At 72.2% G+C, this 26,181-nt stretch carries 25 protein-coding genes; 11 read left to right on the plus strand and 14 right to left on the minus strand.

The features are described from left to right. Window positions 1-133: 133 nt before the first annotated feature. From ACFZCY_RS34760 to ACFZCY_RS34780, 5 genes are all read right to left on the minus strand, one after another. Window positions 134-907, minus strand: coding sequence for a succinate dehydrogenase iron-sulfur subunit (locus tag ACFZCY_RS34760; protein WP_391182436.1), 774 nt, complete (start codon window positions 905-907; stop codon window positions 134-136). Then, a complete protein-coding gene (gene sdhA, locus ACFZCY_RS34765) occupies window positions 907-2,661 on the minus strand; it encodes a succinate dehydrogenase flavoprotein subunit (RefSeq protein ID WP_361475790.1) in 1,755 nt (584 codons plus the stop codon). The genes ACFZCY_RS34760 and sdhA overlap by 1 nt, the downstream gene beginning before the upstream one ends. A 24-nt stretch (window positions 2,662-2,685) precedes the next feature. Further along, window positions 2,686-3,156 carry a succinate dehydrogenase hydrophobic membrane anchor subunit gene (locus ACFZCY_RS34770; protein ID WP_391182440.1) on the minus strand — a complete coding sequence of 157 codons (471 nt, stop codon included), beginning with the start codon at window positions 3,154-3,156 and terminating at the stop codon, window positions 2,686-2,688. 5 nt (window positions 3,157-3,161) lie between these two features. Then, the gene (gene sdhC, locus ACFZCY_RS34775) at window positions 3,162-3,542 is read right to left on the minus strand and encodes a succinate dehydrogenase, cytochrome b556 subunit (RefSeq protein WP_391182443.1); all 381 of its coding nucleotides are present in this window, start codon (window positions 3,540-3,542) and stop codon (window positions 3,162-3,164) included. Between the two features lie 157 nt (window positions 3,543-3,699). Continuing rightward, on the minus strand, window positions 3,700-4,320 hold the full coding sequence (locus ACFZCY_RS34780; RefSeq protein WP_391182446.1) for a 2-oxo-4-hydroxy-4-carboxy-5-ureidoimidazoline decarboxylase: 621 nt from the start codon (window positions 4,318-4,320) through the stop codon (window positions 3,700-3,702). A 191-nt stretch (window positions 4,321-4,511) separates the two neighbouring features. On the opposite strand from ACFZCY_RS34780, the gene ACFZCY_RS34785 reads away from it, so the two are divergent. From ACFZCY_RS34785 to ACFZCY_RS34800, 4 genes are all read left to right on the plus strand, one after another. Further along, a complete protein-coding gene (locus ACFZCY_RS34785) occupies window positions 4,512-6,173 on the plus strand; it encodes a family 20 glycosylhydrolase (RefSeq protein ID WP_391182449.1) in 1,662 nt (553 codons plus the stop codon). 330 nt (window positions 6,174-6,503) lie between these two features. Beyond that, window positions 6,504-7,529 (plus strand): DUF4328 domain-containing protein, encoded by a 1,026-nt coding sequence (locus tag ACFZCY_RS34790; RefSeq protein ID WP_391182452.1) that lies wholly within the window; start codon window positions 6,504-6,506, stop codon window positions 7,527-7,529. 54 nt (window positions 7,530-7,583) lie between these two features. Next, on the plus strand, window positions 7,584-8,228 hold the full coding sequence (locus ACFZCY_RS34795; protein WP_391182455.1) for a sigma-70 family RNA polymerase sigma factor: 645 nt from the start codon (window positions 7,584-7,586) through the stop codon (window positions 8,226-8,228). After that, window positions 8,228-9,430 carry a hypothetical protein gene (locus tag ACFZCY_RS34800; RefSeq protein WP_391182458.1) on the plus strand — a complete coding sequence of 401 codons (1,203 nt, stop codon included), beginning with the start codon at window positions 8,228-8,230 and terminating at the stop codon, window positions 9,428-9,430. The genes ACFZCY_RS34795 and ACFZCY_RS34800 overlap by 1 nt, the downstream gene beginning before the upstream one ends. A 195-nt stretch (window positions 9,431-9,625) precedes the next feature. Here the strand turns inward: ACFZCY_RS34800 and ACFZCY_RS34805 are convergent, their stop codons facing one another. After that, window positions 9,626-10,534, minus strand: a complete 909-nt coding sequence (locus ACFZCY_RS34805; protein ID WP_391182461.1) for a peptidoglycan-binding protein — start codon at window positions 10,532-10,534, stop codon at window positions 9,626-9,628. Window positions 10,535-10,667: 133 nt separating this feature from the next. Here ACFZCY_RS34805 and ACFZCY_RS34810 point away from each other — a divergent pair, with 133 nt between their 5' ends. Both ACFZCY_RS34810 and ACFZCY_RS34815 read left to right on the plus strand, forming a co-directional pair. Then, window positions 10,668-12,242: a methylmalonyl-CoA mutase family protein gene (locus ACFZCY_RS34810; protein WP_391182464.1), complete on the plus strand. Its 1,575-nt coding sequence runs from the start codon at window positions 10,668-10,670 to the stop codon at window positions 12,240-12,242. A 45-nt stretch (window positions 12,243-12,287) separates the two neighbouring features. Beyond that, window positions 12,288-12,500 (plus strand): hypothetical protein, encoded by a 213-nt coding sequence (locus ACFZCY_RS34815; protein WP_055546847.1) that lies wholly within the window; start codon window positions 12,288-12,290, stop codon window positions 12,498-12,500. 16 nt (window positions 12,501-12,516) lie between these two features. On the opposite strand, the gene ACFZCY_RS34820 is transcribed toward ACFZCY_RS34815, so the two are convergent. Together ACFZCY_RS34820 and ACFZCY_RS34825 are read right to left on the minus strand one after the other, a co-directional pair. Next, window positions 12,517-13,227: a phenylalanine--tRNA ligase beta subunit-related protein gene (locus tag ACFZCY_RS34820; RefSeq protein WP_391182467.1), complete on the minus strand. Its 711-nt coding sequence runs from the start codon at window positions 13,225-13,227 to the stop codon at window positions 12,517-12,519. 52 nt (window positions 13,228-13,279) lie between these two features. Next, on the minus strand, window positions 13,280-13,417 hold the full coding sequence (locus ACFZCY_RS34825) for an SCO1431 family membrane protein (protein WP_391182470.1): 138 nt from the start codon (window positions 13,415-13,417) through the stop codon (window positions 13,280-13,282). A gap of 212 nt (window positions 13,418-13,629) precedes the next feature. On the opposite strand from ACFZCY_RS34825, the gene ACFZCY_RS34830 reads away from it, so the two are divergent. Beyond that, window positions 13,630-15,036, plus strand: a complete 1,407-nt coding sequence (locus tag ACFZCY_RS34830; RefSeq protein WP_391182473.1) for an amidase — start codon at window positions 13,630-13,632, stop codon at window positions 15,034-15,036. Here ACFZCY_RS34830 and ACFZCY_RS34835 read toward each other — a convergent pair. Further along, window positions 15,033-15,245: a hypothetical protein gene (locus ACFZCY_RS34835; protein WP_391182476.1), complete on the minus strand. Its 213-nt coding sequence runs from the start codon at window positions 15,243-15,245 to the stop codon at window positions 15,033-15,035. The two genes, ACFZCY_RS34830 and ACFZCY_RS34835, sit on opposite strands and share 4 nt — an antisense overlap. Window positions 15,246-15,308: 63 nt before the next feature. Here ACFZCY_RS34835 and ACFZCY_RS34840 point away from each other — a divergent pair, with 63 nt between their 5' ends. Next, the gene (locus ACFZCY_RS34840) at window positions 15,309-16,127 is read left to right on the plus strand and encodes a HipA family kinase (RefSeq protein ID WP_391182479.1); all 819 of its coding nucleotides are present in this window, start codon (window positions 15,309-15,311) and stop codon (window positions 16,125-16,127) included. 16 nt (window positions 16,128-16,143) lie between these two features. Here ACFZCY_RS34840 and ACFZCY_RS34845 read toward each other — a convergent pair whose 3' ends face one another. Beyond that, entirely contained in the window at window positions 16,144-18,171 is a 2,028-nt protein-coding gene (locus ACFZCY_RS34845; RefSeq protein ID WP_391182481.1) for a BTAD domain-containing putative transcriptional regulator, read from the minus strand. Window positions 18,172-18,306: 135 nt separating this feature from the next. Between ACFZCY_RS34845 and ACFZCY_RS34850 the strand changes: the two genes are divergently transcribed. Beyond that, window positions 18,307-19,191, plus strand: coding sequence for an alpha/beta fold hydrolase (locus ACFZCY_RS34850; protein WP_391182484.1), 885 nt, complete (start codon window positions 18,307-18,309; stop codon window positions 19,189-19,191). A gap of 13 nt (window positions 19,192-19,204) precedes the next feature. On the opposite strand, the gene ACFZCY_RS34855 is transcribed toward ACFZCY_RS34850, so the two are convergent. The 3 genes from ACFZCY_RS34855 to ACFZCY_RS34865 form a co-directional block, all read right to left on the minus strand. Continuing rightward, window positions 19,205-19,834, minus strand: a complete 630-nt coding sequence (locus tag ACFZCY_RS34855; RefSeq protein WP_391182487.1) for a methyltransferase domain-containing protein — start codon at window positions 19,832-19,834, stop codon at window positions 19,205-19,207. A 148-nt stretch (window positions 19,835-19,982) separates the two neighbouring features. Further along, on the minus strand, window positions 19,983-23,537 hold the full coding sequence (gene dnaE, locus ACFZCY_RS34860; protein ID WP_391182490.1) for a DNA polymerase III subunit alpha: 3,555 nt from the start codon (window positions 23,535-23,537) through the stop codon (window positions 19,983-19,985). Beyond that, window positions 23,521-24,114 carry a TetR family transcriptional regulator gene (locus ACFZCY_RS34865; protein ID WP_391182493.1) on the minus strand — a complete coding sequence of 198 codons (594 nt, stop codon included), beginning with the start codon at window positions 24,112-24,114 and terminating at the stop codon, window positions 23,521-23,523. The genes dnaE and ACFZCY_RS34865 overlap by 17 nt, the downstream gene beginning before the upstream one ends. A gap of 122 nt (window positions 24,115-24,236) precedes the next feature. On the opposite strand from ACFZCY_RS34865, the gene ACFZCY_RS34870 reads away from it, so the two are divergent. Further along, the gene (locus ACFZCY_RS34870) at window positions 24,237-24,617 is read left to right on the plus strand and encodes a hypothetical protein (protein WP_391182496.1); all 381 of its coding nucleotides are present in this window, start codon (window positions 24,237-24,239) and stop codon (window positions 24,615-24,617) included. Between the two features lie 43 nt (window positions 24,618-24,660). Beyond that, the gene (locus tag ACFZCY_RS34875; RefSeq protein ID WP_391182498.1) at window positions 24,661-25,407 is read left to right on the plus strand and encodes a sigma-70 family RNA polymerase sigma factor; all 747 of its coding nucleotides are present in this window, start codon (window positions 24,661-24,663) and stop codon (window positions 25,405-25,407) included. Window positions 25,408-25,518: 111 nt separating this feature from the next. On the opposite strand, the gene ACFZCY_RS34880 is transcribed toward ACFZCY_RS34875, so the two are convergent. After that, a complete protein-coding gene (locus ACFZCY_RS34880; RefSeq protein ID WP_391182501.1) occupies window positions 25,519-26,085 on the minus strand; it encodes a TetR family transcriptional regulator in 567 nt (188 codons plus the stop codon). Window positions 26,086-26,181: the final 96 nt, after the last annotated feature.

Consider the following 26,181-nt stretch of genomic DNA (forward strand, 5'->3'; position numbering starts at 1 on the left):
GAACGTGCCCCATCCACCCTCTTCCCCAGGAGGTACGTCGGGGTCGAGGCGGGCGTTCAACGGCTGTGAAAACGCGGCGGGCCCGCCCCCGGGCAATGGGGGCGGGCCCGTCACGAGCAGACCTGCGGGCGGCTCAGAAGCGACGCGTGATCAGCGCGCGCTTCACCTCCTGGATGGCCTTGGTGACCTCGATGCCACGCGGGCACGCGTCGGTGCAGTTGAAGGTGGTGCGGCAGCGCCAGACGCCGTCCTTGTCGTTCAGGATCTCCAGCCGCTGCTCACCGCCCTCGTCGCGCGAGTCGAAGATGAAGCGGTGCGCGTTGACGATCGCCGCCGGGCCGAAGTACTGGCCGTCGTTCCAGAACACCGGGCACGAGGAGGTGCACGCGGCGCACAGGATGCACTTGGTGGTGTCGTCGAAGCGCTCGCGGTCCTCGGCGGACTGCAGGCGCTCCCGCGTCGGCTCGTTGCCCGTCGTGATCAGGAAGGGCATCACGTCGCGGTAGGCCTGGAAGAACGGGTCCATGTCCACGACCAGGTCCTTGAGGACCGTGAGGCCCTTGATGGCCTCGACCGTGATGGGCTTCTCCGGGTTGATGTCCTTGATCAGCGTCTTGCAGGCCAGCCGGTTGCGGCCGTTGATCCGCATGGCGTCGGAGCCGCAGATGCCGTGGGCGCAGGAACGGCGGAAGGTCAGGGTGCCGTCCAGATCCCACTTGATCTTGTGGAGGCCGTCGAGGACGCGCTCCTTGGGATCGATGTCGAGCTGGAAGTCCTCCCAGTACGACTCGGCCGCGACCTCCGGGTTGAAGCGCCGGATCCGGAAGGTGACCGTGATCGTGTGCGCGGCGGTGGCGTCGGCCGGCTCCGGGGCCTTGTCGGCCTTCTCAAGCGTGGGGGTGCTCATCAGTACTTACGCTCCATCGGCTGGTAGCGGGTCTGCACGACCGGCTTGTAGTCGAGGCGGATGGACTCGGAGCCGTCCGCGCCCACCTCTCGGTACGCCATGGTGTGCCGCATGAAGTTGACGTCGTCGCGGTTCGGGTAGTCCTCGCGGTAGTGGCCGCCGCGCGACTCCTTGCGGGCCAGCGCGGAGATGGCCATGACCTCGGCCAGGTCGAGCAGGTTGCCCAGCTCGATGGCCTCCAGCAGGTCGGTGTTGAACCGCTTGCCCTTGTCCTGGACGGAGCAGTTCTTGTAGCGCTCGCGCAGGCTGCCGATCTCCTCGACGGCCTCCTTGAGCGTCTGCTCGGTGCGGAAGACCATGACGTTCTTGTCCATGGTCTCCTGCAGCGCCCGGCGCACCTCGGTGACCCGCTCGGTGCCGGTGGCGTCGCGCAGGTTCTCGACCTGGTCGCGGACGAACCCGGCCGGGTCCTCGGGGAGTTCGACGAAGTCGGCCGTGGCGGCGTACTCGGCGGCGGCGATGCCCGCGCGGCGGCCGAACACGTTGATGTCGAGCAGCGAGTTGGTGCCCAGCCGGTTGGCGCCGTGCACGGACACGCACGCGACCTCGCCCGCGGCGTAGAGCCCCGGCACGACGGTGTCGTTGTCGGAGAGCACCTCGCCCTCGACGTTGGTCGGGATGCCACCCATCGTGTAGTGCGCGGTGGGCTGGATCGGGATCGGGTCGGTGTACGGCTCGATGCCCAGGTAGGTGCGCGCGAACTCGGTGATGTCCGGCAGCTTGGCGTCCAGCTGCTCCGGCGGCAGGTGGGTCAGGTCGAGGAAGACGTGGTCGCCCTCGGGACCGCAGCCGCGGCCTTCGCGGATCTCCGTGTAGATGGAGCGGGAGACCACGTCGCGGGAGGCGAGGTCCTTCATGACCGGCGCGTACTTCTCCATGAAGCGCTCGCCGTCCTTGTTGCGGAGGATGCCGCCCTCACCGCGGGCGCCCTCCGTCAGCAGGATGCCCATGCGCCAGATGCCGGTCGGGTGGAACTGGAAGAACTCCATGTCCTCCAGCGGCAGCCCGCGCCGGTAGGCGACCGCCTGGCCGTCACCGGTGAGGGTGTGGGCGTTGGAGGTCACCTTGAAGAACTTGCCGCAGCCGCCGGAGGCGAAGACGACGGCCTTCGCCTGGAAGACGTGCAGCTCGCCGGTGGCCAGCTCGTACGCCACGACACCCGCGGTGCGCTTGACCCCGTCGACCTCGGTCATCAGGAGGTCCAGGACGTAGAACTCGTTGTAGAACTCCACGCCCTCCTTGACGCAGTTCTGGTACAGCGTCTGGAGGATCATGTGGCCGGTGCGGTCCGAGGCGTAGCAGGACCGGCGGACCGGGGCCTCGCCGTGGTTACGGCTGTGGCCGCCGAAGCGGCGCTGGTCGATCGTGCCGTCCGGGGTCCGGTTGAACGGCAGGCCCATCTTCTCCAGGTCGAGGACCGAGTCGATGGCCTCCTTCGCCAGGATCTCGGCGGCGTCCTGGTCGACCAGGTAGTCGCCGCCCTTGATCGTGTCGAAGGTGTGCCACTCCCAGTTGTCCTCCTCGACGTTCGCGAGGGCGGCGGCCATGCCGCCCTGGGCGGCGCCGGTGTGGGAGCGGGTGGGGTACAGCTTGGTGAGCACCGCCGTACGGCTGCGCTTCGTCGACTCGATGGCCGCGCGCATGCCGGCGCCGCCGGCGCCCACGATGACGGTGTCGTACTTGTGGATCTTCATGAGTGGATACCTCAGCCCCGGGGCCTAGCGGATGTTCGGGTCGAAGGTGAAGATCACCAGGGTGCCGAGCACGATGGTGAATCCGGCCGCCGTGTAGAGCAGCCCCTTCAGCCACAGGCGGGTGTTGTCCCGCTCCGCGTAGTCGTTGATGATCGTGCGCAGGCCGTTCGCGCCGTGCAGCGTGGCGAGCCACAGCATGATCAGATCCCATGCCTGCCAGAACGGTGAGGCCCACCGGCCGGCCACGAAGGCGAAGCCGATCTTGGTGACGCCGCCGTCCAGCACCAGCTGGATCAGCAGATGGCCCAGGACGAGGACGACCAGCACGATGCCGGACAGGCGCATGAAGAGCCAGCCGTACATCTCGAAGTTGGTACGGGTCGTCTTGGGCGTCTTACGGGTACGGGCCCGCGGCGGCTCGATGACCGGGGCCGGGTGGTCCACGTCGTACGCGCTGACCGCGTCGGTCGCGGGGTTGGTGGTCTCGGCGGACATGTGCGTCAGCTCCCGAACAGTTCGCGCAGCGTGTGCTGCAGGACCGGGTAGAAGGCACCGGCCATGAGCACGACCCAGATACCGACGACGGACCACAGCATCTGTCGCTGGTACTTCGGGCCCTTCGACCAGAAGTCCACGGCGATGACGCGCAGGCCGTTGAGGGCGTGGAACAGGATGGCGGCCACCAGGCCGTACTCCATCACGTTCACGAGGGGCGTCTTGTACGTCGCGACCACGTCGTCGTAGGCCTCGGGGGACACACGGACGAGCGAAGTGTCCAGGACATGCACGAACAGGAAGAAGAAGATGAGGACGCCGGTGACTCGATGAGCCACCCAGGACCACATACCTTCCCGGCCGCGGTACAGCGTTCCAGCCGGCACGGAAAACCCTCCGGAAGCGGGGACTGGGGCCTGCCGGCTTGACTGTCGGTCGGGCCCGGCCGGGTACGGTCCACCGGCCCTGGCCATCGTAGCGACGTGCTGTCGGAGGGTTCGCGCGGGGGGCTCAGGTGTGATCAAAGAAGCACGGGTGGGCAGCTCACGCCGGGCGGAACCGGGCGATATCCGGCATGGGGCTGCCCGGCGTCGCCAGCCGGGTGAGCCGCCCACGGGCGATGCGGCGCAGCTCCTCGGCGGAGTTGATCCGCTCCTCCTCGGGCTCGTTCCCCAGCCGGTCCCGGATTCCGGTCAGCAGCCGGTCCAGCGTCTCGTCGGGGGCCAGGCCGTCCAGGCAGATCACGAAGGCGTGACCGAAACGCTGCTCGTACGCGGCGTGCGCGGCGCGTAACGCGGTGTGCGCGGCCAGTGAGCCGACCCCGGGCTCGGCGGGCAGCGGGTGGCCGGTCATGGACTCGTCGGCCAGTGCCTCGGCGAGATCGGCCGGGGTGAGGTCGTAGCTCGCCTCGTCCCCGGCGGCCAGCAGCGCGCCGAGATCGGGATACGGGCGGTGATCCGCGATCAGCCGGGCCCAGCGGCGGCTGCCGCAGCAGGAGAGCAGCGCCGCCTCGGCGGCGCCGGCGGTCATGCGGTTGAGCCGGTCGAGGCCGTCGGTGCCGCTGGGCCTGGGACGGGGTCCGGGGCCGGACCGGGGGCTGGACCCGGGGCTGGACCGTGGGCTGGACCTGGACAGCGTGGACTCCTTGGGCGCGCGGGGACACACGGGGCGTGCGGGACGCACAGGGCGCGTGGGGGAGGTGTGCTGGGGATTGCGAGCAGTACACGGTAACGACGTGGAGAGGCCGGTGTGGCGGAGAGAGCGTAAATTCACTCGGAGGGGGACGTTTTGTGGCGTGAAGTAGACGGGAGCGTGACGGAGACAGCAGTGCCGCCCCGACCCAGGAGGTGCGCGCCATGGGGTTGCCCGTCAGAGCCGCCAAGGCGGCCATCCTCCGCGGCGGCGTCGCCGGTGCCGCCGCGACCGTCGTCCTGATCGGCCTCGGCTGCCAGCAGACGCAGTCCACGCACCACGGCACGGCCTCCCCAAGGGCGCCGACCCTCCCCACGCGGCAGCACACCACCGGCTCGCCGGCGGCCACCCGCACCACCGCGGCGCCCACCTCCGCCCCGGCCACCCCGCCGCCCTCCGCCGCGCCCCGCACGATCCCCTCCGTCCGCGAGTTCACGCCGCGGTCCGGACCCGGCTGGAAGCCCGGCAAGAACAGCCGGGTGGTCGCCGACCTCAAGGGCCCGCTGGCCGACGAGGCCCGCATGATCGCCGGGGAGCTGGGGCTGCACACCGCCTCCGGCGCCCCGCACCGCGGCGACCTGTCCCTCGCCGTCGCGGCCGGCCAGGGCGGCGGCACCGAGGGGTACACGCTCACCGTCCACAAGGGCAGCGCCCGCGTCACCGGCCCCGCCACCGCGGGCGTCTTCTACGGCACCCGGACCGTGAAACAGGCTCTGCGCTCCGGCGGCAAGCTCCCCGAGGGCGTCATCCACGACCGCCCCGACCGCCCCCAGCGCGGGCTGAACCTGGACATCGCGCGCAAGTTCTACACCGCCGGATGGATCGAGGCGCGGCTTCGCGAGATGGCCGACCTCAAGCTCAACCAGCTGGGCCTGCACTTCTCGGACGACCAGGGATTTCGTATCCAAAGCGATACCCACCCCGAGATCGTCTCCGCGCGGCACCTCACCAAGGCCCAGGTCCGGGAGATCGTCGCGCTCGCACAGCGGCTGCACATCACCGTCGTGCCCGAGATCGACTCGCCCGGCCACCTCGGCGCGGTGATCCGGCAGCACCCGGAACTGCAGCTGCGCAACGCGGGCGGCACCTCGTTCCAGGGCGACGTGGACATCTCCAAGCCGGCTTCCGCCCGGATCGTGGACCAGCTGATGCGCGAGTACGCCCCGCTCTTCCCCGGCCGCTACTGGCATCTGGGCGCCGACGAGTACCTGGCGCTCACCGTCAAGAACCCCGAGGCCTCGTTCCCGCAGCTCGTCGCCGCCGCGCAGCGCAAGTACGGCTCGAAGGCCACGGTCCAGGACCTGGCCACCGGCTGGCTGAACGACCGGGCGGCGGTCGCCCGCTCGCTCGGCAAGGAGCCCAAGGCGTGGAACGACGGCTTCTTCACCGGCGGCGTGATCTCCCCCGACAAGAACATCCAGGTCGAGTACTGGACCGGCCGCACCAAATGGCCCGCCCGGCCGCCCGTGGAGTATCTGCGCGAGGGCCGGAACGTGGTGAACCTCAACTCCGAGTACCTCTACTACGTGCTCGGCGAGCCCAACGGCTTCTCCTACCCCACCGGCAAGCGCATCTACGACGAATGGACCCCCGGCACCCTGCGCGGGACCCAGCCCATCTCCGACAAAAAGCTGACCGGCCCGAGCCGCGTCCTCGGCGCCCGCTTCGCGGTCTGGTCCGATCAGCCCGGCGCACAGACCGAGCAGCAGGTCGCCAAGGGCATCCGGCTGCCGCTCGCCGCGCTCTCCCAGCGCCTGTGGAACCCCGGAAACCCCCCGCTGAGCTGGTCCGCCTTCACCCGTCTCGCCGACCGGCTGGGGGTCTGAGCAGCACGGGAGCGGGCGGAAAGGCGCGGGAAGGGGGTGGGGCGGAGGGACGGCCGGGGCCGCCACCCCCCACAGGAGAGGCCCCGACCGCCGTCCAGCGTGGGCCGGTGAAGGCCCTTGCTCCTTATAGCGTCGCACGCTTCGGATACGTCACACCCGCCGCGGACTCGAAACCTGACCGTTACGGGCACGCCGGGCGGGTCCATGCCCTGGGCCGACTCTGGACGGGACCGGTCGGATGCCCGTAACGTGCAGGTCCGCGCTGTGGGCGCGGTCAGATTATTTTCTCGCGTGGTTCCGATCGGGCCACGTCCCCAGGGGGATCAAGAAATGTATCCGTGCGGGAACTGCCGCGCCGTCGCCGTCGGTCCCGACGGTCGTTGCGCGGCGTGCGGCACCTATCAGCAGCAGCTGCAGCAGCATCCGGCCCCGGCCGCGGGGCCCGGGGGCTATCCCGCCGCCTCGCCGATGGGCATGCCGACCGGCGGCGTCGACCTGCGCCGCGGGCTGTCCACCACGCTCACCGTGCTGTTCGCCCTGATGATCCCCACGCTGATCCTGGTCACGATCGGGCGCGGGGGCCAGTACGGGGTCGTCTCGGACATGCTCGACAACAGCAGCGACGTGTCCCTCGACGACGCCAACGACGCCGACAACTTCTATCTGGGCATGTCGGTCCTCAACGCCCTGGTCACCATCCCGGCCACGATCGTGTGGGCCATCTGGTTCCGTCGGCTGCGGCTGAACGCCGAGGCGTTCGCGCCCGGCCAGCACCGGATGGGCCCCGGCTGGGCCGCCGGATCCTGGTTCACCCCGGTGGTGAACCTCTGGTTCCCCAAGCAGATCGCCAACGACATCTGGCGTGCCAGCTCCCCCCAGGGGCCGCACCGGGTCAACCGTGCTCTGCTCAACGGCTGGTGGGTGACGCTCCTCGTCTCGATCGGCGTCGGCCTGGTGGGAAGCATGCAGTACACGGCCGCCGACACGAGGCTGACGCAGATGGAGAGCGGCGACATCAGCGGCGGCATCGGCGAGGTGCGCGGCGTGATCGAGGACATGAAGTCGGCCCTCGGCATCAGCATCTTCGCGATGGTGATCACGATCGCCGCCGCGATCCTCGCCCTGCTGCTGGTCCGCCAGATCACCGCCATGCAGGAGCAGCGCGCCGCGCTGCCGCCGCAGATGGCACCGATGGGCCCGATGGGCGGTGCGCCCGGCACCCCGGGCGGCCCGTCGCCGTACGGCGCGCCCGGCCCGTCCCCGTACGGCGGGTCCCCGTACGGCGGCGCCCCGCAGACGCCCCCGGCCATGCCGCAGAACCCGCCCGGGACGTACCCTCCCTACGGCCAGGGCTAGCCCACCGCGACGCCATCGCGGACCTCAGATCTCCGAGTGGGGCAGGAAGAGAGCGTGCAGGGGGACGACGCGGAACTCACCGCCGCCGTGCGTGCGGCACAAGGTGGGGACGAGACCGCCTTCCGGACCGTGTACCGGTGCGTCCACCCCCGCCTGCTCGGATACGTGCGCACCCTGGTCGGCGACGCCGACGCGGAGGACATCACCTCCGAGGCGTGGCTGCAGATAGCCCGCGACCTCGGACGGTTCGACGGGGACGCCGACCGGTTCCGCGGCTGGGCCGCCCGCATCGCCCGCAACCGCGCCCTGGACCACATACGGATGCGCGGCCGGCGCCCGGTCATCGGCGGTGACGAGACCGAGTTGGAGACCCGGGCCTCCGAGGCCGACACCGCCGGAGAGGCCCTGGAAGCCCTCGGCACCGGCCGCGCGCTCAACCTCATCGGCCAGCTCCCGCAGGACCAGGCGGAGGCGGTGGTGCTGCGCGTGGTCCTCGGCCTGGACGCCAAGAGCGCGGCCGCGGTGCTCGGCAAGCGCCCGGGCGCGGTACGGACCGCCGCCCACCGCGGTCTGCGGCGGCTGGCCGATCTGCTCGGTGACACGCCCGTGCTCGACGGGATACCCGGGCAGCGCGAGACGGGGGTGGCCAGGTCCGCGGGTGTGACGGAATCAGGCGCGCCAACGCAGAAAGACATGTGATGGCCGACGACCACCGCTACAGCTGGCTGGATGACAAGGCCGCGGAGCGGCTCCTTCGCGGTGAACCGGTCGAGGGGCAGCACGGCACCCCCGACGACCGGAGCGATCGGCCGCACGCCGAAGCGGAACGGCTGGCGGCCGTGCTCGGCGCCGTGGCCCAGATGGCCCGCCGCCCGGACGGCGCCGCCCCCGACGGCACGGCCCCGCTCCCCGGCGAGGAGGCGGCGGTGGCCGCGTTCCGCGCCGCGCGGGCCAAGCCGACGGTGGTTCCGATGTCGGCAGAAGGCCAGGTCGGGGCCGAGTCGACGCGCATAGCGCGATCGGGCGAGGCCGCCGCTGCCCCCGCCGGGCGGCGGACCGGATGGCGCGGGCTGCGCCGTCCGCTGCGCGCGGGCATGGTGGCCGCGGTGGCGGCCTGTACGCTCAGCGGCTTCGCGGTCGCGGCGGCGGCCGGTGTGCTGCCGTTCGGGCACGGCGACGGCACCCCGGGCCCCGGCGCGAGCGTGTCGGACACCGGCCCCGGCGGCGGGGAGTCGGTGCGGCCCGAGATCTCCGGGGGCGGCGGTTCGTCCACGGCGCCCGACGACACCGGCGGCGGCAGCTCGGAGGGCCCCCAGGGCCGGGGCGTACCGGGCGGCGACGAGGGCCACGGCAAGGACAAGCACGGCAAGCACGACGGGCACGGCAAGGACAAGCACGGCAACCAGGGCAAGGGGGAGAAGGGCGCCCCCGGGGCCTGGAAGACCGGCACCGGCCAGGGCGACGGCAACGGCCAGCGGGCCCTGGGCGCCTGCCGCCGCTACCTCGCGGCGGAGGCCGGTACCGGACCGGCCGTCGGCAAGAACGCGCTGAACAAGCTCACGCGGGCGGCGGGCAGCCGCTCCGGCATCCATGACTACTGCGTGGGGCTCGTCGGCGCCGGGTCCGTTCCGCGCGGCGGCACCAACGGCACGGACGATTCCGGGAGCGGCGACGACGGCGACGGGTCCTCCCACCCCGCGCCCCCACCGCCCTCCGACACGCCCTCCGGAGACGACGGCGGTACGCCGAGCCCGGAACCCACCACATCCGGCACCTCGTCGCACACCCTGTCCGACACCCCGTCCGGCAGTTCCTCCGGCAGCGCGTCCGGCAGCCCGTCCGGCAGCCCCTCCGCGAAGCAGTCCGACTCCGCGAAACCCGCGGAATCCGACGCTCCCTGAGGGGCCACGGATCCAGGTGTGACGTTTTTTTCAGGGGGGACGCAGTAAGAAACGGGCCGACTGGTCATCGGCCGCGCGAGAGCCGAGGTTCCCCCCGTACCGACGGCTCCGCGCATCGGCGCGGGCAGAGCACGTTCCCCCGGCTCTGCCCGCGCCACTTTCTTCACGGGATGTAGCGGCGTCTACTTGAGGCGTCTACTTGTAGACCACGACCTTGTCGCCCGCCTTCACCTGGTTGAAGACCGCGGCGATCTTCTTCTTGTCGCGGACGTTCACACATCCGTGCGACGCCCCGCTGTAGCCCCGGGCGGCGAAGTCGGCCGAGTAGTGCACGGCCTGGCCGCCGCTGAAGAACATCGCGTACGGCATCGGCGTGTGGTAGATCGTCGAGACGTGGTCCCGGCTCTTGAAGTTGACCTGGAACAGCCCCTCCCGGGTCGGCGTGTACTGCGAGCCGAACCGCACGTCCATGGCCGACACGACCCGGCCGTTGATCATCCATGCCAGCGTCCGGCTGCCCTTGCTGATGCACAGCACCCGCCCGGTCAGGCACCGCGAGTCCGGCTTGGCCAGGGGGCTGGTGGTCGGCGGGTACAGCTCGTCGCGGGTGGGTGCGGTGGTGCGGGACCGCAGCGAGGTCCAGGTGCGGCTGTCCACCGAGCCGGTGGCCGCCAGGCCGCGGGCGCGCTGGTACGAGGCGACCGACGCGCGGGTCACCGTGCCGAAGTAGCCGGTCGGGTTGCGGCCGAAGTGCCCGAGTTCGCGCAGCCGCGCCTGGAGTTCGCGCACCCGTTCGCCGCTGGTGCCGAAGGCGACGACGGGCGGGGCCACCCGCGGTGCGGTGCGCGGCTTCGCCGCCACCCGGGTGCGCGGCGGGGCGGCCCGGTGCGGCGTGGCCCGCGGGGTGTGGGTGAACGTGCGGTGCGGGCGCGGCGCGGCGGCCGGGGCGCGGGGTGCCGCGCTCGCCGTGCTCGCGCCCGCCCGCGGCTCCGCTCTGGTATGTCGCTGTCCGTCCAGGGTCACCGTCTCGCCCCGGCAGCCCGCCACGAGGGCCGCCGCGGCGGCCGTGGCGAGCGCGGTGCGGACGACCGATCTTCCGTGCATACATCCCCCTCTTCGCCGGTTCGTCGCCCGGAATGCTGCCCGGGGCTGCCGTGCGGTGAACATCGGCGCATGCTGTGAAGAAGGCCCTGAATGGGTACAAGGGCAGGTATAAGCCAGCAGAAGGCAGGGACTCATGGCGCGCGAGTCGGAGTCGGGATTCCCGATCGAGCCGGTGTACGGGCCCGGTCGTGACCATGGCGGCCTGGGCGAGCCCGGCGCGTACCCCTTCACTCGCGGCGTCTATCCGTCGATGTACACCGGCCGTCCGTGGACGATGCGTCAGTACGCGGGGTTCGGCACCGCAGCCGAGTCCAACGCCCGCTACCGGCAGCTGATCGAGCACGGCACCACCGGCCTGTCGGTCGCGTTCGACCTGCCCACCCAGATGGGCTACGACTCCGACGCGGCGCTCGCGCACGGCGAGGTCGGCAAGGTCGGCGTCGCCATCGACTCGGTCGAGGACATGCGCGTCCTGTTCGACGGCATCCCGCTCGACCAGGTCTCGACCTCGATGACCATCAACGCGCCCGCCGCGCTGCTGCTGCTCCTGTACCAACTCGTCGCCGAGGAGCAGGGGGTGCCGGGGGACCGGCTGACCGGCACCATTCAGAACGACGTCCTCAAGGAGTACATCGCGCGCGGCACGTACATCTTCCCGCCCGCGCCGTCGCTGCGGCTCATCGCGGACATCTTCCAGTACTGCCGGGCCGAGCTGCCCAGGTGGAACACGATCTCGATCTCCGGCTATCACATGGCCGAGGCCGGTGCCTCGCCCGCGCAGGAGATCGCCTTCACGCTCGCGGACGGCATCGAGTACGTCCGCACGGCCCTCGCGGCGGGCATGGGCGTGGACGAGTTCGCGCCGCGCCTGTCCTTCTTCTTCGTCTCCCGTACGACGCTTCTCGAAGAGGTCGCCAAGTTCCGCGCCGCGCGCCGGATCTGGGCGCGGGTGATGCGCGAGGAGTTCGGGGCGCGCGATCCGAAGTCGCAGATGCTGCGCTTCCACACCCAGACCGCGGGCGTCCAGCTCACCGCCCAGCAGCCCGAGGTGAACCTCGTCCGGGTCGCCGTCCAGGGGCTGGCGGCCGTGCTCGGCGGCACCCAGTCGCTGCACACCAACGCCTTCGACGAGGCCATCGCCCTGCCCACCGCCACCTCGGCCCGGCTTGCGCTGCGCACCCAGCAGGTGCTGGCGTACGAGACGGATGTGACGGCGACCGTCGACCCGTTCGCGGGCTCGTACGCGGTGGAGGCGCTGACCGACGCCGTCGAGGAGGCGGCGGTGGACCTGATGCGCCGGGTCGAGGACCTGGGCGGCGCCGTGGCCGCCATCGAACGGGGCTTCCAGAAGGACGAGATCGAGCGCAACGCGTATCGCGTCGCCCGCGAACAGGAGGCGGGGGACCGGGTGGTGGTCGGCGTGAACCGGTTCCGGATCGACGCGGAGGAGCCGTACGAACCGCTGCGCGTGGACCCGGCCATCGAGGAGCGCCAGCGCGACCGGCTCGCCCGGCTGCGCGCCGACCGGGACCGGGCGGGCGTGGGGGCGGCGCTGTCGGCGCTGAAGAAGGCGGCCGAGAGCGAGCCGGGGACGGCCAATGTGCTCTACCCGATGAAGGACGCGCTCGCGGCGCGGGCCACGCTCGGCGAAGTGTGCGACGCGCTGCGGGACGTGTGGGGCACGTACGTCCCGGCTGACGCGCGCTGAGACATTCGGAGTAAGGGTGCGGGGCGGGTGAGCGACACTGGGGTCATGTCTGCTCCCCGCCGCACCTGTCCGGTCTGCACCCGTGAGATCGCGGTGGTCGGTGGGCGCTTCGCCCGCCACGACCCGCCGGGCCGCCGCTCCGACTACGAGCTGGTCTCGTGCCCGGGCTCGCGGCGGATCGCGCCGCTGCTGACCACGCCGCCGAAGCTGTTCGGCGGGGACGAGCCGCCGACGCCGGGGCAGCAGCCGCTGTTCTGAGCGTTCACAGCGTGGGTCAGCTCACCAGCCGGGAGGCGATCTCGACCCCGGGGCTGGACTCCGCCAGCGCCTCGCCGAGCCGCTCACCGGCCGCCGTCAGCGCGGCGTCGTCCATCGGCCCGAGCGCGTCCAGCACGAACATGGCCCGGGTGGTGGTGTGGGTGAGCCGGGTGCGGGTGCACTGCCGCCAGTTCCAGCGGCGGCAGGTGACGCCCGCGTCGTCCCGCCACACCACCTCACCCGGCGCGGGGTGCTCCACGGCGGGCTCGCCGCTCGCCGTCGTCTCGAACACCTCGTCCCCCGTGGCGCGCACCAGCCGGGCCGCTCCGGTGTAGTGGTCGAGGTCCTCGCCGCCCAGCGGGAGCACATGGCCGACCGAGATCGCGTTGTAGAGGTCGGTCAGCCGGTCCACCCGGGGCAGTCCGGCGTCCAGCCGGCGCAGCAGCGCCTCCGCGCTGGGCCGGGTGCGCTTCGGCTTCGCCCCGAAGGCGCGGAACGCCTCGTGCCAGGCGGCCAGATGCGGATGCTCCTGCACCGGCCCGTCCCCGAACCGCTCCCGCGCCTCCGTCTCGGCGGCGGACAGCCACTTCTCGCTCAGCTCGTCGCTGGGCCCGGGGCGCAGGCCGTCGGCGGTGATGAGCAGCGCGCGGTAGTCGGGGCGCAGGGCGTGTACGGCGGGGTCGATGGTGGCGGATGCGAGCCAGTGGGATGCGGTGGACGTCGTCATGGAGTCCACTATGGCATACGTGATAGTGCAGCTCTTTGTACTGAGTGGCCGGCTAGAACAGGCCGAGCTGTACGGCGAACATCGCCATGGCGATGGCGAGGGTCCACCCGATGGCGTGCTCCATCAGTTCGTCGTGGCCGAAGCCGGAGGGGCCGCCGGTGCGGGCGCGGCGGACGGCGATGTCGGTCATGCGGGTCGTCCTTGCTGCTCGGAGAGGGTCAGGCTGCTCGGGGCGGATCAGGCTGCTTGGAGATGCTCAGGAGGATGGTGATGATAGTGATGAAACGGGCAACGACTGTTGCCCAGGGTGCGCGGGTTCCCCTCCCCGGGTAAAGAGGGAGTGGGCTAACTCACCCAGGTGTTCGAGCGAGTCCGGGCGAGTCCGAGCGAGGAGGTCCATCGTTGACCAGCGTCATTCCCAAGGGGCTGGGCCAGCAGGTCAGGGCGCTGGCCGACGGCGAGGTGACCTCGCAGGCGCTGGTCGAGCAGGCGCTGCGGCGCATCACCGGGACCCAGGCCACCCTCAACGCCTTCCGGCGCGTGCGGGCCGAGGCCGCGCTGCGCGAGGCCGCCGACGCCGACCGGCGGCTGGCGGACGGCGAGCGACTGCCGCTCCTCGGGGTGCCCATCGCGGTCAAGGACGATACGGATGTGGCGGGCGAGCCGACCGCCTTCGGCTGCTGTGGCGACTTTCCGGCCAAGACGGAGGACGGCGAGGCGGTGCGGCGGCTGCGGGCGGCCGGGGCCGTGATCGTCGGCAAGACGAACACGCCCGAGCTGGGCCAGTGGCCGTTCACCGAGGGCCCCGCGTTCGGCGACACCCGTAACCCCTGGAGCCTCGCCCACACCCCCGGCGGGTCCTCCGGCGGCGCCGCGGCCGCCGTCGCCGCCGGGCTGGTCCCCGCCGCGCTCGGCTCGGACGGCGCGGGCTCGGTCCGTATTCCGGCCGCCTGGACCCATCTCGTCGGCATCAAACCGCAGCGCGGCCGGATCTCCACCTGGCCGGACGCCGAGTCGTTCAACGGCATCACCTGCAACGGCCCCCTCGCCCGCACCGTCGCCGACGCCGCCCTGCTGCTGCACGCGGCCAGCGGCAACCGCGACGGCGACCTGCACTGTCCGGATCCGATCGACGTGCTGGCCGCCCCGGGCCGCGACCCGGGGCGGCTGCGGATCGCCCTGTCGTTCAAGCCCGCCTTCACGGGCACGCCGAAGAGCCTGGACCCGGCCGTCCGCGCCGCCGTGACCGCTCTCGCCGAACGGCTCGCCGCCCTCGGGCACGAGGTCGAGGAGGCCGAGCCGCGCTACGGCGCCGTCGGGCTCTCCTTCCTGCCCCGCGCCACGGGGGGCCTGTACGAATGGGCGGGCCGCGTCCCCGATCCGCTGCTGCTGGACGTACGCACCCGCGCCGCCGCCCGCAACGGCCGCCTCCTGCGCGGCACCCTGCGGCTGGCCCGCGCCGCCGAGGGACCCCTGCGGCGCCGGGTCGGGGCCATCTTCCGGCGGTACGACGTCGTGCTCTCCCCGACGACCGCCACCCCGCCCCTGTCGATCGGCGCCATGGCCCGGCTGTCCGGCTGGCACACCGACCGCGCCATGATCGCGGCCTGCCCGTACGCCTGGCCCTGGAACGTGCTGGGCTGGCCCGCCGTCAACGTCCCGGCGGGCTTCGCCGACCCCGCCGCCACCCTCCCCCTGGGCGCCCAGCTCCTGGGCCCGGCCTGCAGCGAGCCCCAGCTGATCTCCCTGGCCGCGCAGCTGGAGGCCGACCAGCGGTGGTACGAGCGCTGGCCCTCGGACACCCCCTAACGCCGGTCGGCGGTGTGCTGGGCCCTGGCCCGCTCCAGCGCGGCGTCGAAGTCGCGCTGGGTGTCGTCGCACCAGTGCAGCAGGTCGGCGAGGAGCAGCCGCAGGGTCTCGCCGGGGCTGCGCCGCCAGCCGTCGCCGGAGAGCGTGTACGTCTGCAGGGCCTCGTTGGCGCGCCGCACGGCCTCCTGGTGTGCGCTCGGTGTCGTCATGCCACCATAAAACTGCAACGCACTGTATATTTGCAACACAGTTCATTTGGGGAGGCGTGGACGGTGGAAGCTGGGGCAGCGCACGCGCTGCGCGAGGTGACGGCCGTCCGGTACGTCACCCCGCTGCGCACCGGGGGCTCCGTGCCCGGCGTGGTGGAGGCCGACGACCTGGGCACGTACGTCGTCAAGTTCACCGGCTCGGCGCAGGGGCGCAAGGCGCTCGTCGCCGAGGTCATCGTGGGCGAGCTGGCCCGGCGACTGGGCTTGCGCGTACCGGAACTGGTCCTCGTGCACTTCGATCCCGCGGTCGCGGCGGAGGAGCCGCACCAGGAGATCCAGGATCTGCTGCGCGCCAGCGCGGGCCTCAACCTCGGCATGGACTACCTGCCGGGCGCCGCCGACTTCACACCGCACGCCCCGGACGCGCCCGACCCCGACCCGCTGGAGTGCGCCCGCGTCCTCTGGCTGGACGCGCTCACCGCCAACGTGGACCGCACACCGCACAGCACCAACCTCATGACCTGGCCCACCTCCGGCCACCAGCCGCCCCGGCTGTGGCTCATCGACCACGGCGCCTCGCTCGTCTTCCACCACCGCTGGGAGACCGCGGCGGACGCGGTGGCCAGGCCGTACGACCTCCGCGGCCACGTCCTCGTACGCGGCGCCCCCGCCCTCCCGGAGGCCGACGCCGAACTCGCCCCCCGGGTCACGCCACGGCTGCTCCGCGAGATCGTGGCCACGGTCCCCGACGCCTGGCTGACCGCCGAGCCGGGCTTTCCGTCCCCCGCCGACCTCCGCGAGGCCTACGTCAGCCACCTGGCCGCCCGCGCCCGCCGCTCCGCCGAATGGCTCCCGGGCGGCGGCTGCGTCATACGCGGCTGACGGCCCGCCCGCGCCCTCACCCCGTCGGCCGTGCCGCGCCCGACGCCGCCGCGATCGCGGCCAGCCAGCCGTCCACCGGACCGGCCGTGAGCAGGCCGCTGCCCGCGCCCGCGAGCTGGCCCGCCGCCGGGAGCAGGCGGGCGTGGGCCCGCTCCAGGACATCCCGGTCGCCGAGGTCCCGGGCGACCGCCGCCTCCAGGCAGCACAGCGCCTCGTACAGCAGATCCGCCGGCGGCTCCGGCAGGGCGCGCAGCGCCGCCCGCGCCCCGGCGGCGTCACCCCCGCCGAGCAGCGCGAACGGCTCGGCCCAGGGGCTGTACGGGCCCCACTCCGCGCCCGGATCGACGCCCCGGGCCGCCTCCCGCGCGGACTCCCCGCGCGACAGCCGCAGGCACAGCAGCGCCAGCGGCAGCAGCCCCCGCTCCACGCCCGGCATCCCGGCCCCCTCCAGCCGCCCGGCCGCCGCCCGGTACGCGGCCTCGGCCCGCGCCGCGCGCCCGGCGGCGGCGAGCCGCAGCGCCCCGTACCACTCGGTGAAGACGCCCACCAGCGGCAGCTCATGGCGCGCGGCCAGCCGGTCCGCGGCGGCGGCGTGCCCGTCCGCGGCCGGGAAGTCGCCGAGCGCGCCGCGCGCCTGGAGCCGGACCAGATGGCCCAGCACCTCGTACGTCACCAGCCCGTGCCGGGCGGCCACCGCGATCAGCTCCGCGCCGATCGCGTCCCGCCGCGGCGCGAGCCCGGCCCGGGTGCAGGACTGCATGAACGCGCCGTTCAGGGCGAAGACCAGCAGTGCCGGATCGTCCAGCCGCCGGGCGATCTCCTCGGCCTCGCGCGCGGCCTCGGGCCCGCGCGGGGAGCGGGTGCCGCGCATCTCCAGCGCGATGGTGGCCAGCAGCCGGCAGCGCGCCGCGCCGCGCTCCGGGGGCAGCGCGGCCAGGGTGCGTTCGGCCGCGCCGACGATCCGCTCCGCCAGTTCGGGATCGTCGCCGCGGGGCCAGATCGCGGGGACGTCGTAGGCGCCGATCACCCGCGCCGTCAGCTCCGGATCGCCGCACTCCTCGGCGGCGGCGATGGCCGCCGGCCGGTGCTGCCGGGCCGCCTCCAGGCCCCCGCCCCCGGTCACCGCGAGGTTCCGGATCAGCCCCACCGTGGCCTCCAGCCGGGCCCGCGCCGCGCCGCCGACCGTACGGTCGTAGTCCGCGGCCGCCTCCGACCACACGCGAGCGGCGACGGCCGCCGCCTCCGTCGGCCCGGGGCCCGCATCCACCGGGCCGGGTCCCGACTCCAGCCCGGGGTCCTGGGCGAGGATGTCCGCCTGGAGGCGGCGGAGGCGGGGGCCGGGATCCAGGCCCAGCTGGTCGACCAGCGTGGTGCGGGCCCGGCGCAGGACGGCCAGCGCGTCCCCCTGGCGGCCCGAGCGGTACAGCGCGAGGGCCAGCAGACGCCAGGCGTCCTCGCGCCAGGGGTGATCGGTCAGATGGGCGTCGAGGTCGGGCACCGCCTCGGCGGCGCGGCCCAGCGCTAGCAGGGCCTCGGCGCGGCGCTCGACGGCCCGGAGCCGCAGCTCGGCCAGGCGGGTGCGTTCGCCACGGGTCCACGCCTCCCCCTCGAACTCGGCGTACGCCGGACCGCGCCACAGCTCCAGCGCGTCCCCGAGCCGTCGCAGCGCCGCCGCGGGCGGCAGGGTCGCGGCCGCGCCGACGGCCGTCTCGAAGCGCCACGCGTCCACGGCGTCGGGCGCCGCCCGCAGCGCGTACCCGGGGCCCTCGGTGACCAGCAACCGGGACCGGGCGCGCGGCGGACGATCCGGTTCCAGGGCGCGGCGGAGGGCGCCGACGAAAGTCTGTACGGCGCCGACGGCTCCCGCCGGGGGCTCGTCCCAGAGGTCCTCGACGAGCCGCGCCACCGGTACGACCCGGCGGCGGGCCACGATCAGCCGCGCCAGCACCGCCCGGTGCCGCGGCCCCTTCAACGCGAGCGCGCCGCCGTCGCCCTCGGCCACCACCGGCCCGAGCACCCCGAACGCGACCCGTTCCCACGCCACCAGGTCACCGTAACCGGGCCCCGGTGGGGCGCCCGCGCCGACCGGCTGCTGACCGGCTGCTGATTGGGACGCGGCAGCCTCGACCTGCCCGCCGGAAGACCCGGCGGACGGATCACCGAATGAGAGCGGCACCCCATGCCAGAGATCCCCGGCTTCGCCCACCACCGCGTCCCCGTCGCCGACGACGGCACCACCCTCCACGTGGCCGTCGGCGGCACCGGCAGCCCGATCGTCCTGCTGCACGGCTTCCCGCAGACGCACCTGATGTGGCGGCACGTCGCGGCCGACCTGGCCGCCGACCACACCGTGATCTGCCCCGATCTGCGCGGCTACGGCGCGAGCGACAAGCCGGCCGAGGCCGGCCCCACCACGTACGCCAAGCGCACCATGGCCGCCGACATCGTGGCCATGGCCCGCGCCCTCGGCCACGACCGGTTCGCCCTGGCCGGGCACGACCGCGGCGCCCTGGTCGCCTTCCGCGCCGGGCTCGACCACCCGGACACCGTCACCCACCTCGCCGCCCTCGATGTGCTGCCCACGCTCGACATGTGGCAGGCGATGCACGGCACCACCGCGGCCGTCGGCTTCCACCTCTATCTGATGGCGCAGCCCCCGGGCCTGCCCGAGCGGTTGATCGCCGCAGCCCCGGACGACTTCTTCGGCCACTTCCTCGACCTCTGGGGCACGGACCCGGCCGCGATCCCCGCCGCCGTCCGCACCGCGTACCTGGACGCCTGCCGCGCCGCCGTCCCCTCGATCGTCGCCGACTACCGGGCCTCCGCCGGTATCGACGTCGCCCACGACCAGGCCGACCGCGACGCGGGCCACCGGCTGCGGATGCCGGTCACCGTCCTCCAGCAGGACTGGGGCGCCGCCCTCGGGTTCGACGCCGAGGCGCTGTGGCGCGCCTGGGCGCCGGATCTGCACCACGCGACCGTCTCGTACGGCCACTTCATGGCCGAGGAGGCGCCCGCCGACGTCACGAAGGCCCTCCGCGCGCTCCTCGCCCGACGTCCCTGAGGGGACGCACGCTTCAGGGGCGGCGGGCCAGCACGTGGGCGTCGAGGAAGCCCCGCTCGGAGGCCGGATCGTGGAGCAGCCGGGCGAACGGGACGAGCCCGGCCCCGGCCAGCGACTCGGCGAACCGGTCCACCGGCCAGCTATAGGCGGGCGTCACCTTGTGGTCGAAGCGGACCGGCTCCGGTCCGTCGGTCCCGAAGAACGAGACCAGGAGCAGGCCCCCCGGCGCCAGGACACGTACCTGCTCGGCGAGCAGCGCGGGCAATTCCCCGGGCGGGGTATGGATCATCGAGTAGTGGGCCAGCACTCCGCCGAGCACGCCGTCCTCGACCGGCAGGGCCTCCATCCGCGCCTCGTCGAAGCGCAGCGCCGGATGGGCCCGCCGGGCGTGGTCGATCATGGCCGGGGAGAGGTCGAGCCCGAAGGCGTCCAGCCCCAGTTCGTGCAGCATGGCCGTCAGATGCCCAGGCCCGCACCCGACATCGGCTGCCCGCGGGTTCCCGGTGCCACGCACCAGCTCGGCGAAGGTGCCGATCATGTTCCGCGAGAACGGATGCGTCTCCAGCCGATCAGCGAACAGCGACGCGTACAGCTCGACGACCTCGTCGTAGGCCGCCCTGGTCTCGTCCTGGTGCTCCATCACGGGGAAGGAAGCTAGCACCCGCGCCCGTCCGCGGCCCCGCGCCCGTGACGCCCGCGCCTTCGTCGCCAGAGTTTCGGCCAATGATCAGACGGGCAGGGCGGATCGCGCCGGACGCGTACGGCGGCGTGGGCCGCAAACCGTAAGCCGCTCACGGCGCCCGGGTCACGGCCACCGCCGCCTTGAGGTCCGCCCAGAACCCGGGCTGGGCGCTGACGCGGTGGCCCAGCCGGTAGACGGTCGTCCTGGCGGGGCCGCGGACCCGTAACCGCACTTCGGTGGGGCCCGGGTGAGCCTGGAGGATTTCCTTCAGCTGCTGGATGGACCGCGGTGTGACACGCGCTTCGAGCATGTCGAGGCACAGCGGCGCGTCGGTGGAGCTCAGGTCGGGCACGGCCAGCTCCATCGCCACCAGCCGGGGCACGTCCTCGCGCTTGTCGAGCCGTCCCTTGACGAGGACGATCGTGTCCTCGACGAGCTGGGTGGACACCAGCTGATACGTGGCGGGGAAGAACATGCAGTCGATCGACCCGGCCAGGTCCTCGACGGTCGCGATGGCCCAGGCGTTGCCCTGCTTGGTCATCTTGCGCTGGAGGCCGGAGATGATGCCGCCGATGGTGACGATCGCCCCGTCGGCGTGCTCGCCGCCGGTGAGCTGGGCGATGGCGGCGTCCGTCTTGTCGCTCAGCAGGTGCTCGACGCCGAAGAGCGGGTGGTCGGAGACGTACAGCCCCAGCATGTCCCGCTCCTGGGCGAGCAGATGGGGCTTGTCCCACTCGTCGTCCGGGAACTCCACGTCGAGCCCGAAGCCGGGGGTATCGCCCTCGCCCCCTCCTCCGAAGAGGTCGAACTGCCCCTCGGCCTCCTTCCGCTTCACCGCCACCACGGTGTCCACCATCGGCTCGTACCGCGCGGCGAGCCCCTTGCGCGTATGCCCGAGCCCGTCGAACGCGCCCGCCTTGATCAGCGATTCGACGGTCCGCTTGTTGCACGCGACCGCGTCGGCCTTGTCCAGGAAATCGGGGAACGAGGCGTAGCGCCCCACGGCCGTGCGGCGGCGGACGATCGAGTCGACCACGTGTCGTCCGACGTTGCGGACGGCGGTCAGGCCGAAGACGATCGTGTCGTCCCCACGCGGCGTGAAGTCGGCCTTGGACTCGTTGACGTCCGGGGGCAGCACCTTGATGCCCATCTTGCGGCATTCGTTGAGGTAGACCGCCGACTTGTCCTTGTCGTCACGGACCGAGGTGAGCAGCGCCGCCATGTACTCGGCCGGATAGTTGGCCTTGAGGTAGGCGGTCCAATACGAGACGAGCGCGTACGCGGCCGCGTGCGCCTTGTTGTAGGCGTAGCCCGCGAAAGGGACCAGCACGTCCCATACCGCCTGGATGGCCTCGTCCGGATAGCCGCGCGCCCGGCAGCCGTCCCGGAACGGGATGAACTCCTTGTCGAGGACCTCCTGCTTCTTCTTGCCCATCGCCCGGCGCAACAGGTCGGCCTGTCCGAGTGAGTACCCGGCGAGCACCTGGGCGGCCTTCTGCACCTGCTCCTGGTAGACGACCAGGCCGTAGGTGATGTCGAGGACCTGCCGGAGCGGTTCCTCCAGCGCCGGGTGGATCGGGGCGATCTCCTGCTGGCCGTTCTTGCGCAGCGCGTAGTTGATGTGCGAGTTCATGCCCATCGGGCCCGGCCGGTACAGGGCGGTGACGGCCGTGATGTCCTCGAAGTGGCTGGGCTTCATCAGGCGCAGCAGCGAGCGCATCGCGCTGCCGTCGAACTGGAAGACGCCGAGGGTGTCGCCGCGGCCGAGGAGTTCGAAGGTTTTGGGGTCGTCCAGCGTCAGGTCGAGCAGCGTCAGGTCGATGCCCTTGTTGGCGCGCACCATCTTCACGGCGTCGTCCATGATGGTGAGGTTGCGCAGGCCCAGGAAGTCCATCTTCAGCAGGCCCAGCGACTCACACGTCGGGTAGTCCCACTGCGTGATCGTCACCCCGTCGGTGTGCCGCACCCACACCGGGACGTGGTCCACGACCGGCTCGCTGGACATGATCACGCCCGCCGCGTGCACGCCCATCTGCCGCACCAGCCCCTCGACGCCCCGCGCGGTGTCGATGACCTTCTTCACGTCCGGGTCGCCCTCGTACATCGACCGGACCTCACCCGCCTCGCCGTAGCGCGGGTGCTCTGGGTCGGTGATCCCGGACAGCGGGATGCCCTTGCCGAAGACGTCGGCGGGCATGGCCTTGGTGATCCGATCGCCCATCGCGTACGGGTAACCCAGCACCCGGGCGGAGTCCTTGATCGCGTTCTTGGCCTTGATGGTGCCGTACGTACCGATCATGGCGACCTTGTCGGCGCCGTACTTCTCGGTCACGTACCGGATGACCTCACCGCGCCTGCGCTCGTCGAAGTCGATGTCGACATCGGGCATGGAGACGCGCTCGGGGTTGAGGAACCGCTCGAAGATCAGCCCGTGCTCGACCGGGTCGAGGTCGGTGATCCCCAGCGCGTACGAGACGATCGAGCCCGCCGCGGAACCGCGTCCCGGGCCGACCGCGATGCCGTTGTTCTTCGCCCACATGATGAAGTCGGCGACCACGAGGAAGTAGCCCGGGAACCCCATCTGGATGATGACGTCCATCTCGTACTCGGCGAGCTTGTCCCGGTCTTCGGGGACGCCGCCGGGGAAGCGCCGGGCCATCCCCTTCCGGACCTCCTCACGGAACCACGTCACCTCGGTGTACCTCTCGGGCACATCGAAGCGCGGCATCAGGTCGCGCTTCTCGAACCAGCCGGTGACATCGACCTGTTCGGCCACCAAGAGGGTGTTGCGGCAGCCCTTCTGCCAGGCCTCCGAGGAGTCGATGGCGTACATCTCCTCCGCCGACTTCAGGTAGTAGCCCGTGCCGTCGAAGCGGAAGCGGTCCGCGACGGCGAGGCTCTTCCCCGTCTGGATGCACAGCAGCGCGTCGTGGGCCTGTGACTCGTGCGCGTACGTGTAGTGCGAGTCGTTCGTCACCAGCGGCGGGATGCCCAGCTTCTTGCCGATCTCCAGCAGCCCGTCCCGGACCCGGCGCTCGATCTCGATGCCGTGGTCCATCAGCTCCAGGAAATAGCGGTCCTTGCCGAAGATGTCCTGGTACTCCGAGGCGGCCTTCAGCGCCTCGTCGAACTGGCCGAGCCGCAGCCGGGTCTGCACCTCACCCGATGGACACCCGGTCGACGCGATCAGCCCCGCCGCATGCTCGGCGATGACCTCCTTGTCCATCCGTGGCCACTTCTGCAGCCAGCCCTCCGCGTACGCGTCCGACGACAGCCGGAACAGGTTGTGCAGCCCAGTTTTGTTCGCCGCCCAGATCGTCTTGTGCGTATAGCCGCCGGAACCGGACACATCGTCCCGCTTCTGGTGCGGTTGTCCCCACCGGACCTTGCGCTTGCTGCGCCGCGATTCGGGCGCCACGTAGGCCTCGATGCCGATGACGGGCGTCACGCCCGCGCCCGTGGCCTGCTGGAAGAAGTCGTACGCGCCGTGCAGATTGCCGTGGTCCGTCATGGCGATGTGCGACATGCCCATCTCCTGGCAGGCCGCGAACATGTCCTTGAGCCGCGCCGCGCCGTCCAGCAGCGAGTACTGGGTGTGGACGTGGAGGTGCGCGAAGCGGCGCGTGGCCGGCCGTGACACTCCCGCCTCAGGCTTCGCACTCATCAAGGTCCTGGGCAATCCTCCGCAGCCCCGCGGCCACCTCCCGCGCAGACGGGGCATGTTCGGGGTCGATCAGCCACTGCTGGGTCAGGCCCGCGATCAGGGCCATGTGCACCGAGCCGACCGCGCGGGCCAGTTCGCCGTCCTCCGCGCTGTCGGTGGCGTCGATACCGTGCAGATCCGCCGCCATTTCCGTACGGGACCGCTCGAAGGCGTCCGCGATCTGCTGCCGGATCTCCGGGAACCGCTCGGCCTGGGCCAGCGCCTCGGCGCTGGCCACCAGCAGCGGCCGGTCCGTGGTCCCGGACGCGACGACCCCCGCCCACATGGCGTCCAGCCGCCGCCCCGTCCCGGCATCCCGGGCGGTCCCCGCCGACCGCGTGAGGACCTTCTCGCCCCACTCGTGCAGCGTCTCCAGCAGCGCCGCGTTGAGCAGCCCTTCCTTCGAGCCGTAGTGGTAGTTGATCGTGCCGAGCGGTGCGTTGGCGGCGGCGGCGATGTCACGCGAGGTCGTACGGGCGTAACCCCGCTCCTCCAGGCACTGCTTCGCCCCGGCCATCAGCTGTTCGCGGTGTCGCATGCGGGGTAGCGTACCTCACTTCTGAACGTCCGTTCAGAACGCTCGTTCAGATAGTGGGGGACTCGGATGATCGGCGACCGGGTACGAACCGTGGTGTGTGAACGAACGGGGGCGAGGCGGGTATGGAATCGGATCTGTCGATACGGGTGCGCGGTGCAGCCGTATGGCTGCTGATGATCGCGGTCCTGGTGATCACGGCTCTGGCGGTGGCCACCCGGACGACTCCGACCGGCTCGCCCTGGTCGCTGGTGCCCGTGGTCGGGCTCGCGGCCTTCCCGCTGGCGGGCGTCGCGTTCCTCGTCGCCCCCTGGCCGCTCCGGCTGCTGTCCGCGCTCAAGACCAGCGGACACGCCATGCTCCTCAGCGCGGGCATGGTATGGATCAGCCCGGAGAGCATCGGTTCCGCCGTATTCCCGGTCGTTCTCCTCTCCATGGCGCTCACGTTCGCCATGTGGCGGGCCAACAAGGCGGAACGCGCGGCGGAGGCCGAAGCGCGGACGTAGCGGCGGGAACGGCGATGGCTGAGCCTTCGGGCATGCTGGGGGCGTGACCGCCGAGGCTGCCGCAGAGTTCGAATCGCAACGCTCTCGGCTCTTCTCGCTCGCGTACCGGATGCTCGGTTCGGCGAGTGAGGCCGAGGATGTCGTGCAGGAGACGTATCTGCGCTGGAGTGCGGCGGAGCCCTCCGCCGTCCGCGTACCGGCCGCCTGGCTGACCAAGGTCATGACGAACCTCTGCATCAACCAGCTCACCTCCGCCCGTGCTCAGCGGGAGCTGTACGTCGGGCCCCGGCTCCCCGAGCCGGTCTTCACGCACGCCGTCGCCGGGCAGCCCGACCGGCTCGGCCCGCTGGAGAGCGCCGAGCAGCGCGAGTCCGTGTCGCTCGCCCTGCTCACCTTGTTGGAACGGCTCACTCCGGCGGAGCGCGCCGTGTTCGTCCTCCGGGAAGCGTTCGGGCACAGCCACCGGGAAATCGCCGAAGCCGTCGGTGTCGAAGAGGCACACTCGCGGCAGTTGCACCGCCGGGCCCGCGAACGACTCGGCCACCCGCGACGGCACTTCGACGTCGACGCGTGCGTCGCGGGCAGCGTCGCCGCCTCCCTCACCGGCCGCGTCCCCAAGCCGTTGCGCCTGCACTACGTCTGGCAGAACATCAGCCTCGGCCGCCGCGACGGCCTCACCCAGTTCACCCGTGCCGACGACAGCCCGGTCGCCGCCGTCCTCACCGGCCGCGCCTCGGCCCGCTTCAAGGAGGCCGTCACGAGAAGCACGGTGCTGGCCCTGCGCCGCTGATCGAGGCCGAGGGCTGCCGCTCGGGGCTCGGCGCTCACTCCGCCGCCACTCCATGGAGCCCTCCTCACTCATGGGCGGGCTCACACGCTTCCGGCCGCCGACGCGTGCGGGCTACCGCGTGAAGCGCGGGCTGACTCCTGCCACGGTCACGTCGAGCAGTCGGTGCGCCTCGGCGGCGGGGTCCGGGTGGTGTTCCGTGGCCAGGACGATGCCCGTGACCAGGGTGACCAGGTCGGCGACGGTCACGCCCGGCGCCACCGCGCCGGCCCGCGCGGCGTTCCGCAGCAGCGGGTCGGCCGACTCGGTGAGCTTCGCCGAGCAGGCGTTCACATGGTCGGGGTCGGCCACCCCGTCCGGGAGCAGCGCGTCGGCCATGCCCCGCGCGGAGGCGGCGTACGTGGTGAGGGCGCGCAGCCAGTCCAGCAGTGCGGCCCGCGCGTCGGGCGTCCCGGCCAACTCCTCGGCGTATGCGCACAGTTTCTCGATCCGTTCGCCGAACACCGCCTCCAGCAGCGCGCGCCTGCTGGGGAAGTGCCGACGCACGGTGGCCGATCCGACGCCCGCGGTGCGGGCGATCTGCTCCAGGGAGGCGTCGGCGCCGTGTGCGGCGACCTCTTCCTCGGCCACGGCGAGGATCCGCGCGTAGTTGCGCCGGGCGTCCGCGCGTTGGGCGGTCATGGTGTCACCTCCGGGCCTGCCGGTCTGCCGGGCTTACCGGTCTTGCTAAGTGGCGGGGCCCTCCGTATCGTACCGGGAACGTAAGTGGCGGGCCCC

This window comes from Streptomyces sp. NPDC007983 (genome assembly GCF_042958345.1).
Classification (GTDB): domain Bacteria; phylum Actinomycetota; class Actinomycetes; order Streptomycetales; family Streptomycetaceae; genus Streptomyces.

Bases quoted from the DNA above. Each gene is read 5' to 3' on its own strand.
- ACFZCY_RS34760 (WP_391182436.1), bottom strand. From the start codon at position 907: ATGAGCACCCCCACGCTTGAGAAGGCCGACAAGGCCCCGGAGCCGGCC.
- sdhA (WP_361475790.1), bottom strand. From the start codon at position 2,661: ATGAAGATCCACAAGTACGACACCGTCATCGTGGGCGCCGGCGGCGCC.
- ACFZCY_RS34770 (WP_391182440.1), bottom strand. From the start codon at position 3,156: ATGTCCGCCGAGACCACCAACCCCGCGACCGACGCGGTCAGCGCGTAC.
- ACFZCY_RS34785 (WP_391182449.1), top strand. From the start codon at position 4,512: ATGGGGTTGCCCGTCAGAGCCGCCAAGGCGGCCATCCTCCGCGGCGGC.
- ACFZCY_RS34790 (WP_391182452.1), top strand. From the start codon at position 6,504: ATGTATCCGTGCGGGAACTGCCGCGCCGTCGCCGTCGGTCCCGACGGT.
- ACFZCY_RS34800 (WP_391182458.1), top strand. From the start codon at position 8,228: ATGGCCGACGACCACCGCTACAGCTGGCTGGATGACAAGGCCGCGGAG.
- ACFZCY_RS34805 (WP_391182461.1), bottom strand. From the start codon at position 10,534: ATGCACGGAAGATCGGTCGTCCGCACCGCGCTCGCCACGGCCGCCGCG.
- ACFZCY_RS34810 (WP_391182464.1), top strand. From the start codon at position 10,668: ATGGCGCGCGAGTCGGAGTCGGGATTCCCGATCGAGCCGGTGTACGGG.
- ACFZCY_RS34815 (WP_055546847.1), top strand. From the start codon at position 12,288: ATGTCTGCTCCCCGCCGCACCTGTCCGGTCTGCACCCGTGAGATCGCG.
- ACFZCY_RS34820 (WP_391182467.1), bottom strand. From the start codon at position 13,227: ATGACGACGTCCACCGCATCCCACTGGCTCGCATCCGCCACCATCGAC.
- ACFZCY_RS34825 (WP_391182470.1), bottom strand. From the start codon at position 13,417: ATGACCGACATCGCCGTCCGCCGCGCCCGCACCGGCGGCCCCTCCGGC.
- ACFZCY_RS34835 (WP_391182476.1), bottom strand. From the start codon at position 15,245: ATGACGACACCGAGCGCACACCAGGAGGCCGTGCGGCGCGCCAACGAG.
- ACFZCY_RS34850 (WP_391182484.1), top strand. From the start codon at position 18,307: ATGCCAGAGATCCCCGGCTTCGCCCACCACCGCGTCCCCGTCGCCGAC.
- dnaE (WP_391182490.1), bottom strand. From the start codon at position 23,537: ATGAGTGCGAAGCCTGAGGCGGGAGTGTCACGGCCGGCCACGCGCCGC.
- ACFZCY_RS34865 (WP_391182493.1), bottom strand. From the start codon at position 24,114: ATGCGACACCGCGAACAGCTGATGGCCGGGGCGAAGCAGTGCCTGGAG.
- ACFZCY_RS34870 (WP_391182496.1), top strand. From the start codon at position 24,237: ATGGAATCGGATCTGTCGATACGGGTGCGCGGTGCAGCCGTATGGCTG.
- ACFZCY_RS34880 (WP_391182501.1), bottom strand. From the start codon at position 26,085: ATGACCGCCCAACGCGCGGACGCCCGGCGCAACTACGCGCGGATCCTC.